Below are 12,984 nucleotides of genomic sequence, written 5' to 3'. Positions count from 1 at the left end.
AAGATAGACGCTCAAGTTGCGAACGTGGAACTATGTTACGCTCGCTTGGCCTGGGTCCCCAACAACCCCTTTGTCTATGCCTATGAAGAGCAGTTTTAGCCGAGAGAACTATACAGTCAGTTTCATTATGGTATAGTGCTGTAGCTGATTTTTCTCAGCTGCGTCATTTGTAGGCCGGTGATCTACCGGTATCCCCCCGTGAACTTTTCTAAATTCTTCCCGGAACCCTCTACTGAATGCCGCGCGCCGGCTGGCCGGTGAATTGACGGCTGTGTGCATCGAGCCTCACTTGCTCTGGATGCCAACTCCGATTTTTCTATTTGCTCCTTCGTGGTGCGAATGTGTTTGATTGCGCCCAGGGCGCAGTTTGAGGTTATTTATGTTGTTTGAAGATCTGGGCCTTGCCCAGGAGATTGCCCGTGCCGTTGCAGAGCAGGGCTATACTGAGCCCACGCCAATCCAGGCCCAGGCCATTCCGGCGGTAATGAAGGGCAGTGATATTATGGCTGCAGCCCAGACGGGCACGGGTAAGACCGCCGGTTTTACATTGCCGCTGTTGCACCGCTTAAACCAGGGAGAGCGTGCCAGAAAAGGGCAGGTGCGCGCATTGGTACTCACCCCAACCCGCGAGCTGGCCGCACAGGTGTTTGATAATGTGCAGAGCTATAGCCAGTACCTGCCAATGCGTCATGCGGTAGTTTTTGGTGGAGTGAAGATCAATCCCCAGATTTCCCGACTGCGAGGCGGTGCCGATATTCTAGTGGCGACCCCTGGTCGTCTATTGGACCTGCACAATCAAGGGGCAATCCGCTTTGATCGCCTGGAAGCCTTAGTCTTAGATGAAGCAGACCGCATGTTGGATATGGGTTTTATCCATGACATTAAGAGAGTGCTGAGGATCTTACCGGCCAAGCGTCAGAATCTACTCTTCTCGGCAACCTTTTCTCCTGAGATTCGCCAGCTAGCCAAAGGTCTGGTGAAGGATCCGCTGGAGATTGATGTCAGCCCGCGAAACTCCACTACCAAAACAGTACGACAGAAGCTCCACCCTGTGGATAAGGCTCGAAAAACAAAACTGTTAAGTCACCTGATTCGAGAGAATGGCTGGCATCAGGCACTGGTATTTAGCCGTACCAAACATGGGGCCAATCGGCTGGTGAAACAGCTCGAAGGAGATGGCATCCTGGCAGCGGCTATTCACGGTAATAAGAGCCAAAATGCCAGAACCCGGGCTCTGGCAGATTTTAAAGCCGGTAAGGTGCAGATCCTCGTTGCGACAGACATTGCTGCACGGGGTATCGATATCGATCAATTACCCCAGGTGGTAAATTTCGACTTGCCCAATGTTCCTGAAGATTATGTTCACCGTATCGGTCGTACAGGACGTGCGGGCGCCCAGGGGCAAGCTGTATCCCTTGTTAGTGCCGATGAAATTAAGCAGCTTCGCGATATCGAGCGCTTAATTGGTAAGCCAATTCCCCGCGAGGAAATCGAGGACTTTGAGCCAGATCATCAGTTGCCAGCCTCTGGCAACCCCAAGCGTGGCGGCCAGCAAAAACCTGGCGCCAGTAAACGCCCTGTAGGTTCCCGAAATAATGAGGGCGGACGAGATGCTCGTGGCAATAGCGATGAGCGCCGTGGTAATCGCGGAAGTGGTCGCGGTAAACCAGAAGGACGTGGAACCGGTGGTCGCAATAGCAATGCCACCGCAGGTAAAGGAAGCAATGGAAATCGCTCCGGCGGTACTGGCAGGGCTCGCAGCGCTGAATCGGGTCGCAGTGATGGCCAAAAACCACAGAGAGCTCCGAGACGCCGCCCCAGCAGAGGGCGTTCGGAAAGCGCTTAGCATTTTGAGTAGTTGGTAAAAAAGCGGCCTAGGCCGCTTTTTTTTCGCCTTTATTTTCTTTCACTGTCTGTTTACTTTTATCGTTTTATTCATCAGCGATGCTTGAGAAAAGTTTATCTTTTTTTGTGAGTGAAGTTGTTATTTTTATTCTTATATTATTATTGTGATTTGTATTATCCATACTAAAAGCTGGAACCAGTGTCTGCTTATTTTTGGCTAATTTGGATATATCAATTCCATAATTGATCACATTTGCTCTCAGAAATTTGTGTTAAGTTAAATTTGCTTATTTAAGAAAATTTACACAAGGATATGTTGTGAAATTGAAGTTGCTCTCAAAGTTTTTCGTTCTTCCTTCTACTGTGTTACTGCTGACCAGTAATGCAAGTGGTAAGGCTCAATTCCAGCCTGCCGAAATTTACTCAATAGGTTCCAGAGCTGAAGCTGTTACCGTAGCTGACTTGAATAATGATGGACGAGATGATGTGGCTATTATTACTTCCCAGGCTTTTGATCCAGACAATGACTTCCAATTAAAAGTCTTTCTTCAGAATCAGGCTGGACAGTTACAAGACGCAGTAAATTACCCTCTGTCCAGTGAGACAGAGAGCTTGCCGAAGTCTCTCGCAGTGGGTGATATCAATAGTGATGGTCGCAAGGATATTGCTATTGGGTTTGCAGGTGAAAAAATTGAAACCTTTTTACAAACTGAAGATGGAGGTTTGACAGCCGGAGAAACTTACCTCTCCAGCTATGCTACCAATATTGCTATTGGAGATCTAAAGGGAGATGGAGTCAATGAGATTGTTGGGATCAGTAAAACCAGCGATGGTGTTGAGAGTATTCGCCAGGCACCCCAGCCCTTTGGTCAGGTAAGAAGTCTGAGTTTTGTGATGGGCCATGAATCCGCTTTGCTGACTCTGGGGGATGTCAACAGGGATTATGTCGATGATATTGTGATGCTCAGTGAGCAACCGCTGAGTACAAAGTTGGCGGTAATGGAGTCTAATCCGTTTAGCAGCCAAATTGCCTATTATGATTTTAGTAGTAAGGTTCAGGCTAATGGTATTTCGACAGGAGATATCAATGGCGATGGATTCAATGATGTGGTTGTTTCTCTCGAGGATAGCGCTACAGGAGCCGGTTTGGCAGTTTTTTTTCAGGATAGTGAACGTAAGTTGCAAATCCCTGTTTTTTTCTCCACACAAAATAATCCTGGACCAATTTTAACTAAATTATTGCAAGATAAAGAATCTGCTAGGGTATTAATGCTGCCCAAGGAGGGATTTTCCCTGACCGCTTATGGAGATTTTATCCAGGATTTGGAGGCTTCTAAATACGAGATAAATATTCCTGTTGGTAACTATTCCAATCCACAAAGTATAGCTACGGGAGATATAAATAGTGATGGGGCCGTTGATATTGTTATCGCTAATCCTCAACAGGGACTAATAACTCTAAAGGGGAGTTTGGCAGTATTAAATCAGCCGCCTCAAGCCATTGCTGGAGGTGATCAATCTGTTGATGGAGGCTCCCTGGTTGTGCTCGACGGTAGCCAGTCTTCAGATCCTGATGGAAATATTGTTGCATATCATTGGAAGCAACTTTCTGGAGCGCCTGTAAGCTTGATGGACTCGGGGGATGGGGTGGTGAACTTTATTGCTCCAGCTGAGCAAAAAGGCATAGTGCAAGAGTTGGTTTTTGAGCTTGAGGTTGAGGACGATCATGGTATTGTCAGTACCGATCAAAGCACAGTACGTGTGGGAACTAACTTGGCACCGGTTATTGTGGTTGAGAATATCGGAACGATAAAAGCTGGGCAAAGTGTCAGGCTGGACGCCAGTGAATCCTTTGATATGGATGGAGAAATTGTAAGTGCCCGCTGGGCTCAGTTGAGTGGTGATCCTGTTGAGTTAATGCAACTTGAACGTGGGGTTGCTACTTTTACCGTTCCTGTCTTTGGTGGGCCATTAGGGTTACTGAAAGGTTATGTATTTGAGGTTGAAGTAGAAGATAATGGTGGGCAGAAATCAAAAAGAACAATCGCTTTTATAGCGGAGGGTTTGAAGGCTCCTATAGTTGTGCCTGGGGAGCCTCAAGAGGTCAAGCCTGGGAAGTTAGTTCAATTGGATGGTCGAGAATCCTATGACTCAGACGGTAAAATCGTAAGTTACAATTGGAGCGCGTCAGGCTTGGAGATAAATAATAATCCAGACGGAACCGCCAGCTTTATTGCTCCTGAGATTGCTGCTGATACACAGAGAGTGATAATGGTAACTCTTAGTGTGAAAGATGATGATGGTTATACCGGGGTGGGGTTTTTAGCGATCCGAATAGTTGGTAATTCTAGCCCTAAGGCGCAAATCGTTACCCCACTAAATGTAAAACAAAATAGTCTTGTCACCCTGGATGGATCTAATTCCATAGATGAAGATGGAACTATAATTAGTTACCAATGGCAGCAAGTTGGTGGGCCAGAGGTTTCACTAGAAAATGCTAGTGCAGCGATAACAACATTTATTGCTCCTAACAAAAGTGATGAGGAATATACTTCTTTAGCATTTCAGTTGACGGTGACGGATGACCAGGGAGATATTAATAGAAGTATAATTATGCTTCTGGTTGAATAAAATTTAAGAACAATTGTTGTTGTGGGCCTCGAAAGAGGCCCTTTTTATTTTATTGTTTTTTATAGTTTGCCATATAATCCAAAGTTAACAGGGTCAGCGCTTCAGTACCCTTACGCAAAGCATCTTCATCCACATAGAAAAGCGGTGAGTGATTGCTTGGGGCTTGGCTGGCATCCTGATCTCTTGGAGTTACCCCCAGGAAATAGAATAAGCCTGGGATTTCATTAGCGTAGTAGGAGAAATCCTCAGCTCCAGTAATTTTCGGGATTTCGATTACGTTCTTTTCGCCAACAACAGACCTCAAAATAGGCAGGGCCATTTCTGTCAGCTCTGCATTATTTATTGTTACCGGATAGCCCTCCAGAATCTCCACATCCGCGCTTGCCCCGGAGCTTTCAGCAATTAACTTAGCAGTGGTTTTTAAGCGTTTGAAAATTTCTGCACGGTTATCCATATCAAAATTACGGATGGTGCCGTTCAGATAGACACTGTCGGGAATGATATTGTTGCGGACACCACCGTCAATACGTCCGAAGGAAACGACTGCGGGCTCTTTAGTGATATCGATCTGGCGGCTGACAATGGCTTGGGTGCCCATTACGACTTGTGCAGCGGCGACAATAGGGTCCACTCCACTCCAGGGGCGTGAACCATGGGTTTGGCGGCCGTTGATAGTAATACGGAACTCATCGGCAGCGGCCATAAGCGGGCCCGAGCGATAGCCGATGACACCGGTGGGTAGTGAGGAAGTGACATGCTGGCCAAAGGCCACGTCCGGCTTGTACTTCTTGAAAATGCCCTCTTTGAGCATTAGCTCTGCGCCACCTTCTTCATTGTCCGGTGCGCCTTCCTCTGCAGGCTGGAATATAAACAAGACGTTTCCAGCCAGCTCATCGCGAAGGCCTGTCAGGACCTCGGCAGCGCCCATCAGCATGGCCACATGAGTATCGTGGCCACAGGCATGCATAACGCCAACATCTTTACCCTGGTAAGTGGTTCTGGCTTTGGAAGCGAAGGGCACATCGGTTCTCTCGGTGACTGGCAGAGCATCCATGTCCGCGCGCAAGGCAACAGTTGGGCCCGGTTTGCCGCCTCTCAAAAAGCCCACAAGGCCGGTATGGGCGATATCGGTTTCAACCTCAAGGCCCAGTGCACGTAGGTGTTTTTCAATATATTTGGCTGTTTCAAATTCGCGATTGCCCAGCTCTGGGTTCTGGTGCAGGTGGCGACGCCACTCAATTACTTTGGACTCAGTATTTTCCAGCAATTGCTGAGGCTTAGGGTCGCTTGCAAAGGTATGGGTAGCCAGCAACGATGCACCGATTGCGATGGGCAGGAGCAGTTTTTTCACAGCACAATTCCTTCATTCTCATTATCGTCGCCCGATTCTAACCCAGATTTTGCGCAACCGACTCCCTCGAGCTGGTTTGCCTTTACATATTTTGAAATTCCGTTGTTGACATGATGAACCGAACGGTTCAAGATGTTCTGCATAGATTGTGGAAAGAGCTGTAACCACAGGGCAATGAGGATGACAGGAGGTTCTCAAGATTTTCACGAGACTGGGTGATACTGATTGGTCATGGATTTGGCAAGCTGTTGTGCTCTGTTTCAGTAGGCACAATGGAATATCGAGCAATATCTGCGGGGTCCAAGATTATTTGTATTGCTGACCAATCATTTTGGACCTTAATGCGCGATTAAAGTAATGATTGGGAAAAATCAGAATGATTTAACTTGTAGAGTGCTCTATTTTTTTCTTAGAGGATAATTAACGAGTTAATTTATAGTGATAATAATAGGCAGGTTACTAATATATCTGTATGTCTTAGGCATATATAAATAATTATTCTATTTGTTGTTAGATTTACATCGACGTAAATTAGATATTTTCTTAACTCTGAAACCCTTCGGCAATCGCCTCTGTATTGGGGAGAGTAAGCTCTGCTTAATGATTGATTACTGCTAATTAAAAATAAGTGGTTCTTATAGCGTATAAAGTGATGATTTCTTATTGATGTCTCGGCCATATTTACGGTTTGGCTGATGGCATTAGTGTGCCTTTTTATCAAATTTTGTAGCTGATCATATTGGCTACTACGGGATTCTGTGGCCGTAAGTAAATACCCATTTGCTTAGGTTGTTGATTAATTATTTTCTATCAAGTTGTTTGAAGGAGCTGATTTAATGTCATCCCCCCAATTACCCTCGAATTGGGTCAGCCGTTATGCGGATTGGCTTATTCGATATCGATGGCTGGTAGCCATTGGCGCACTACTGTTAGCCTTCTTTGCGGTAAGCGGAGCAAGATTTCTGGGTTTCAACAATGATTACCGGGCATTCTTTAGTGAAGCTAATCCTCAACTACAAGCTTATGAGCAAATCCAGCGCACTTACACCAAGAATGACAATATTCTGTTTGCGGTAGTGCCTAAAGACGGAAATGCCTTTTCCAATGATGCCCTGGCAGCCGTAGAGGAGATGACGGAGAAATCCTGGTTGTTACCTTATGCGCTGCGGGTGGATTCAATTACCAACTTCCAGCACACCATTGCCGAGGAAGATGATCTCCTGGTACAGGACTTGGTGGAAAATGCCAGCAATTTAGATGCAGAAACCCTGGCCTCTATCAAGGCTGTAGCGCTGGCAGATCCCACCTTGAAGGAGCGCCTGGTAAATAGTGATGGTTCCGTTACAGGGATAAATATCACCTTCCAGCTTCCACAAAAATCCATGCATGAAACCCCTGAAGCGGCTGAAGCTGCACAGGCATTGATGGAAGAGATTGAAGAAAAATACGATGTAGAGGTCTATGCGACCGGTATTATTTTACTGAGTAATGCATTTTTTGAGGCCTCTCAGTCAGATATGAGCACCTTAGTTCCGCTCATGTACCTGGTGATTATTGCAGTTGTATTTTTGTTGGTGCGGAGCTTCAGTGCGACTTTTGCAGCGCTGTTGGTTATCGTCTTCTCCATGGCCGCAGGCATGGGTTTGGCCGGTTTTATCGGTGTTAAATTGACACCGCCATCCGCTTCTGCGCCCACCATTATTATGACTCTCGCAGTGGCGGATTCGATACATATATTGGTGAGTCTGTTTGCTGCAATGCGCCGTGGACTCAGCAAGCACGATGCAATTAAAGAGAGCTTGCAGCTCAACATGGGGCCTGTGTTCTTAACTTCGATCACTACCGCCATTGGCTTTCTGTCGATGAACTTTTCCGATGCGCCTCCCTTCCACGATCTGGGTAATATTACCGCGATGGGTGTGATGGTGGCCTTCTTCTTATCGGTTACCTTACTGCCTGCATTGATGGCGATACTGCCGGCCAAAAGTCGCGCCAGTGAATCCAAAATTGGACGCTCCATGGATACTCTGGGAGAATTTGTGATTCGCCGTCAGCGCCCGATACTACTGGCGGGAGTAATTGTCTCGTTGGGATTATTGGCAATGATTCCAAACAATGAGATTAATGATGACTTTGTTGGTTACTTTGATGAGTCTGTGGAGTTTCGAACTGATTCAGATTATATCAATGACAACCTCTCTGGTATTTACCAGCTGATTTACTCGATCGAATCCGGTGACAACAATGGTGTTAGCAATCCGGAGTTTCTTGCCAATCTGGAGCGTTTCACTGAGTGGATGCAGGCCCAGCCTGGGGTGCGCCATGTCAATACCATTGGCGATACTTTCAAGCGCTTGAACAAAAATCTGCATGCTGACGATCCTGCCTACTACAGGTTGCCTGAAGAACAGGAATTGGCAGCCCAGTATTTGTTACTGTACGAGCTGTCTCTCCCCTATGGCTTGGATTTAAATAATCAGCTGAATGTGGCTAAGTCGTCGACGCAGATTATTGTAACTCTCGATAATCTCAAGTCGAAAGAACTCAAAGTGGTAGCTGATGCCGGCAGTAATTGGCTGGAGAAAAACATTGGTGTAACTGCCTATGGCGTAGGTCCGGCGATCATGTTTGCCAATATTGCCGAGCGCAATATGGAGGGCATGTTGGTGGGCACTCTGGTTGCGCTGGTGTTAATTTCTGCACTGATTGGTATTGCCCTGCGCAGTGTCAAACTCGGTTTCTTAAGCTTAATTCCCAATTTGTTGCCGGCCGGCCTGGCATTTGGCCTCTGGGGTGCACTGGTAGCTGAAGTCAATGTGGCTGTCACTATGGTGACCGGTATGGCACTGGGTATTGTGGTAGATGATACAGTGCACTTCCTCAGTAAATACCTGCGCCAGCGCCGTGCAGGCTATAACGTGGAGGACGGACTGCGTTACGCCTTCTCTTCAGTGGGTGTAGCGATAGTTGTGACCTCAGTCATTCTGATTGCCGGATTTATGGTGTTGGCCCAGTCCTCCTTCGGTATGAATTCTTCCATGGCACTTCTGACCGCAATTTGCATTTTGATGGCCTTGCTGGCGGATTTCCTACTTCTTCCGATTCTCTTGATGAAGCTCGATGCCAAGGCATACGACCCCGCTATTACCCCTATTGAAAATAAGGAGCAAAACTATGCAACCCAGCCGCTCTAATAAACCGTTTTTGACACGGGCCCTAGCAGGTGCCCTGGCTCTGGCAGCTTTCTCTGTTTCTGCCAGTGAACTGGACCTGGCCGCAGAAAAAGGTCTGGAAATTGCCAAGGAGGCGGACCGCCGCGACTTGGGATTCGGTGATCTTAGCAACAGCCTTACAATGACCCTGCGCAATAAATATGGTGAGGAGAGTGTGCGGGCTATGCGCACTAAAACTCTGGAGCAGAAAAACGACGGTGATAAATCCCTGGTGATTTTTGACAACCCTCGGGATGTAAAGGGTACAGCATTTTTGTCCTTTACCCATAAAGTGGGCTCCGATGATCAGTGGCTCTATTTACCTGCTTTAAAGCGAGTAAAGCGTATTTCCTCCAGCAACAAGTCTGGCCCATTTATGGGTAGTGAATTCTCCTATGAAGATATCGCCTCACAGGAGGTGGAGAAGTACACTTACAAATATTTACGCAACGAGTCTTTCGATGGCCGCGATCACTTTGTTCTGGAGTTGGATCCGGTTGATCCTAAATCTGGTTATTCCATTCAACACCTTTGGGTTGATACAGAGGAGTACCGCGCATGGAGAACGGATTACTATGATCGAAAAGGGGACCTGATGAAGACCCTTACGATTTCCGACTACAACCAGTACGGCGATCAATACTGGCGAGCCAATAAAATGGAAATGGTTAATCACCAGACCGGTAAATCCACGGAGTTGTTGTATGGCGACTGGGTATTTGGCAATGGTTTTACCGATCGCGACTTCACCAAAAATAGTCTCTCCAGGGCGAAATAGGGATTGCGCCCATGGTTAACCAAAAAATACTCATTTTGTTGCCACTATTGGCGGCGCTGAGTCATACGGCTGGAGCGGATGAGTTGAGCGGTTATGCGGGCCTGGAGGCCCGCGCATTCACCGCAGACCCTTTGGATTCAGCACAAAGTGATGCCGGTCTTTCTGCGTCTTTAAATCTCGAGTACTACCGGGATTTTGACGATGGAAACCAGCGTGTTGTGGCCAGTGTCTTTGGGCGCTGGGACAGTGAGGATAGCGATCGCAATCACGCGGATCTCGGCGAGCTTTACTGGTGGAAAGCTTACGATAGTTTCGAGCTTTACGCCGGGGTGCGCAAAGTATTTTGGGGAGTTACTGAAACCGTGCACTTGGTGGATGTGATTAACCAGGATGATGCACTGGAAAATATCGACGGTGAAGACAAGCTGGGCCAACCCATGATTAACCTCCTGATGGAGCGTGATTGGGGAACACTGGAAGTGTACGGTTTACTGGGTTTTCGCGAGCGTCAATTTGCTGGCCGGGAAGGACGATTGCGTGCGCCGCTGCTGGTGGATGAGGATGCTGCGGTCTATCAATCTGACCGGGAGGAGAAGCATATAGATTGGGCCTTGCGTTACAGCCATGTACTTGGAGATTGGGACCTGGGCCTCAGCCATTTTTCCGGTACTAATCGGGATCCATTGTTATTGCTTACGGAAGATGGCTTGCTTGCGCCTTACTATGCACAGATCGATCAGACGGGTGTGGACATTCAAACTACCCGTGGAGATTGGTTGTGGAAGTTTGAAGCTATTTCATTTAAACCTCGCGGTGAAGATCGCCAGACAGCGGCTGTCGGTGGTTTCGAATATACATTTTATGGTATTGGCGAAACGGTCTCAGATCTTGGGGTATTAATGGAGTATCAATTTGATGATCGTACCGGACCTTGGTCTACGGCCAGTCAAAATAACATTGCGATAGGTGCGCGATACGCTCTCAATAATACTCAGGATACGGAGCTTTTATTTGCCGTAAGCACCGATTTGGATAACGGTAGTCGTTTTTCCAATCTGGAACTGACCCACCGACTTAATGATCGCTGGTTAATGGAAGCAGAAGCGCGTTTTTTCGGTAATGCCGATGAAGAAGACCCTACCTACAATTTGCGCAACGACGACTATTTTCAGTTGGAATTACGTCGCTATTTTTAAAAGTTAATTCTCACAGGAATACCCCCATTCCCACCCCAAAGAGGCAAGAAGTTTTGGGGTGGGCTTTTTTCTAGGGAAGTGTATACTGGTCCAGAATTGTGGATAGCTGTTGGTAACTGTTTTTGCCTGCTGTGGTACTGCCCGTGCCTTTATTCAGGGCCACTACGCCACGGCTTACCGCCATAACCATCGCGGCGAGGGCGGCACAATCGACACCGGCCTGCAATTGGCCATCGTCAATAGCCTTTTGCATACGGGTTTCGATCCGGTTCAGCATATCATTGGTACCCTTGGCTACCAGGTCAGCGAGAAATCCTTCACTGGCACCCACCTCCATTGCTGCCATAGTAGCGATACAGCCTTCAGGAGTTTCAGAGCTCTCCATACCAGACTGAAGCATTTCCAGGAAGCCGCCCATGGCTGTGCGGAAGTTCGGGTGGTTCAAGGTATCCATAGCATCGCAGGCGTATTGGGTGTGGAAATGTTCCAGACAGCGGCCATACAACCCTTCCTTGCTTTGGAAGGTGTTGTAGATACTGGATTTATTCAGTCCCATGGCCGATTCAAGATCCGACAAGGAAGTTGCTTTGTAGCCTTTTTCCCAGAAAACGCGCATGGCCTTGTCTAGTACTTGTGACTCATCGAACTGCTTGCGCCCACTCATTTATCGTTACCAAACCTCAAAAAAATGATAGTGACATATCAATCTGGGGTGGGCAAGACGAGAGGGGGAGAGTCTCGAAATTATAGGGGTAAATAGGTTTTGGCATGAATAATCCAGCGGATTTGCCGCTTCATGAATAGGTGGTCAGCTTATTTTGTACAAAGGCCTGGTGCTGACTAATGGGCCCCTTTTAACTGGTTGCTCTTAAGTGACCAGCTCGTCTTAACCTTTGATTGTTGTTGCCCCGAGGTGGAGTCAGGGCTACCTGCTTGCGGTTCCTAAAAATAGATATTTAACCTATGATTTCGGCCGCGAATGAATAGAGAAGGAATAGGAAATTATGGGTATTTTTGATAAAGCCAAGGAACTCGGTGAAAGGGTCAATGAGTCCGTAACCGCTTTTAGCAGTGATGAAGTAATAGCCAATACCGTTATCAAAGCGGTTGAGAAGCAGGAGAAGGTGAATGCCATTCTCAAAGCCAGGGGATGCAATTATCGTGTTGCGGACATCGATCTGGGGATGGGCATTCCACCAACAGTGACTTTTGGGATGAGGCGAGTTGATGAGCTGGCAGAAAAAAAGGCTAATGAAAATGGTGTCATGACTTCACCTGCGCCTGAAGAACCCGCCTTATAGTTACCGACTCTCTCAATGACGGTTCCGGAAATTTTATAAAGCGATATTGGAATAAACATTATGAGAATAGTGCGTAGCAGAGAATTTACCGGTAGTAAGCCCTGGGAATCGCAACTTATCGCAAATATGAACGGGATTACCACTAAACTGCATTGGACTAATAAACCTTATATTTGGCATATCAATGATGGCCAGGAAGTCTTTGCTGTTCTCGATGGTCAAGTAGAAATGTTTTACAAAGTGGCAGGTAGAACCGAATCGGAACTTCTTGGACCTGGTGATATATTCCACGCTTCCGAGGGCACGGAACATGTAGCTCATCCTGTTGGTGAGGCTCGCATTCTGGTTGTGGAATCTGAGGGAAGTGTTTAGATAAATCTTTTTCTTTCTGAAAAAAACACATTTTACTAGAAATTATTCTTGATTATGTGCGACTGTGATTAACCCTTACGAAGCTGATTGCCTAGGTCGGGAAGCGAAATATTAACTGCTGTGTATTCCGTTCCGCACGTATATGACGATTTATTGTCATTTTTATACCATTATTTTTGCAAAATTTGCGATAATATTAGCGGTTTTCTTTGAGCGTTCTTATTTGTCCCGGTTGGGAAAGCAGTCTGTATTTTTTGCAAAAAAAAGGGTGGTTTTTTCTTTGCCTGATATGACGAAA

Annotated in this window: 9 protein-coding genes; 7 read left to right on the top strand and 2 right to left on the bottom strand. The window is 46.9% G+C overall.

Annotated elements, in window-relative coordinates; all coding sequences use genetic code 11:
- The first annotated feature begins 379 nt into the window (after positions 1–379).
- Together ACJJIB_RS20130 and ACJJIB_RS20125 are read left to right on the top strand one after the other, a co-directional pair.
- Positions 380–1,846, top strand: a complete 1,467-nt coding sequence (locus ACJJIB_RS20130; RefSeq protein WP_444887359.1) for a DEAD/DEAH box helicase — start codon at positions 380–382, stop codon at positions 1,844–1,846.
- A 317-nt stretch (positions 1,847–2,163) separates the two neighbouring features.
- Positions 2,164–4,476 carry an FG-GAP repeat domain-containing protein gene (locus ACJJIB_RS20125; protein WP_444887358.1) on the top strand — a complete coding sequence of 771 codons (2,313 nt, stop codon included), beginning with the start codon at positions 2,164–2,166 and terminating at the stop codon, positions 4,474–4,476.
- Positions 4,477–4,525: 49 nt separating this feature from the next.
- On the opposite strand, the gene ACJJIB_RS20120 is transcribed toward ACJJIB_RS20125, so the two are convergent.
- Positions 4,526–5,827 (bottom strand): amidohydrolase, encoded by a 1,302-nt coding sequence (locus tag ACJJIB_RS20120; protein WP_444887357.1) that lies wholly within the window; start codon positions 5,825–5,827, stop codon positions 4,526–4,528.
- Positions 5,828–6,663: 836 nt separating this feature from the next.
- On the opposite strand from ACJJIB_RS20120, the gene ACJJIB_RS20115 reads away from it, so the two are divergent.
- Genes ACJJIB_RS20115 through ACJJIB_RS20105 form a run of 3 tightly spaced genes read left to right on the top strand, consistent with a single transcriptional unit; the run spans position 6,664 to position 11,013 of the window.
- Positions 6,664–9,021 (top strand): efflux RND transporter permease subunit, encoded by a 2,358-nt coding sequence (locus ACJJIB_RS20115; RefSeq protein WP_444882943.1) that lies wholly within the window; start codon positions 6,664–6,666, stop codon positions 9,019–9,021.
- Positions 9,002–9,817 carry an outer membrane lipoprotein-sorting protein gene (locus ACJJIB_RS20110; protein WP_444887356.1) on the top strand — a complete coding sequence of 272 codons (816 nt, stop codon included), beginning with the start codon at positions 9,002–9,004 and terminating at the stop codon, positions 9,815–9,817. Before ACJJIB_RS20115 ends, ACJJIB_RS20110 begins: the two co-directional genes overlap by 20 nt.
- Before the next feature lie 11 nt (positions 9,818–9,828).
- Positions 9,829–11,013, top strand: a complete 1,185-nt coding sequence (locus ACJJIB_RS20105) for a hypothetical protein (protein ID WP_444887355.1) — start codon at positions 9,829–9,831, stop codon at positions 11,011–11,013.
- Positions 11,014–11,083: 70 nt separating this feature from the next.
- Here ACJJIB_RS20105 and ACJJIB_RS20100 read toward each other — a convergent pair whose 3' ends face one another.
- The gene (locus ACJJIB_RS20100) at positions 11,084–11,677 is read right to left on the bottom strand and encodes a TetR/AcrR family transcriptional regulator (RefSeq protein WP_444887354.1); all 594 of its coding nucleotides are present in this window, start codon (positions 11,675–11,677) and stop codon (positions 11,084–11,086) included.
- 340 nt (positions 11,678–12,017) lie between these two features.
- Here ACJJIB_RS20100 and ACJJIB_RS20095 point away from each other — a divergent pair, with 340 nt between their 5' ends.
- Both ACJJIB_RS20095 and ACJJIB_RS20090 read left to right on the top strand, forming a co-directional pair.
- Complete coding sequence (locus ACJJIB_RS20095; protein WP_444887353.1) at positions 12,018–12,314, top strand: hypothetical protein; 297 nt, start codon at positions 12,018–12,020, stop codon at positions 12,312–12,314.
- 60 nt (positions 12,315–12,374) lie between these two features.
- Positions 12,375–12,686 (top strand): cupin domain-containing protein, encoded by a 312-nt coding sequence (locus ACJJIB_RS20090; protein WP_444887352.1) that lies wholly within the window; start codon positions 12,375–12,377, stop codon positions 12,684–12,686.
- Positions 12,687–12,984 lie beyond the last annotated feature (298 nt).

It is taken from the genome of Microbulbifer mixtoriginis (SeqCode), assembly GCF_052467705.1.
Note: the sequence above shows the minus strand (reverse complement) of the source record. Positions and strands in the feature narration are given on the sequence as shown.

Bases quoted from the DNA above. Each gene is read 5' to 3' on its own strand.
- ACJJIB_RS20130 (WP_444887359.1), top strand. From the start codon at position 380: ATGTTGTTTGAAGATCTGGGCCTTGCCCAGGAGATTGCCCGTGCCGTT.
- ACJJIB_RS20115 (WP_444882943.1), top strand. From the start codon at position 6,664: ATGTCATCCCCCCAATTACCCTCGAATTGGGTCAGCCGTTATGCGGAT.
- ACJJIB_RS20110 (WP_444887356.1), top strand. From the start codon at position 9,002: ATGCAACCCAGCCGCTCTAATAAACCGTTTTTGACACGGGCCCTAGCA.
- ACJJIB_RS20105 (WP_444887355.1), top strand. From the start codon at position 9,829: ATGGTTAACCAAAAAATACTCATTTTGTTGCCACTATTGGCGGCGCTG.
- ACJJIB_RS20100 (WP_444887354.1), bottom strand. From the start codon at position 11,677: ATGAGTGGGCGCAAGCAGTTCGATGAGTCACAAGTACTAGACAAGGCC.
- ACJJIB_RS20095 (WP_444887353.1), top strand. From the start codon at position 12,018: ATGGGTATTTTTGATAAAGCCAAGGAACTCGGTGAAAGGGTCAATGAG.
- ACJJIB_RS20090 (WP_444887352.1), top strand. From the start codon at position 12,375: ATGAGAATAGTGCGTAGCAGAGAATTTACCGGTAGTAAGCCCTGGGAA.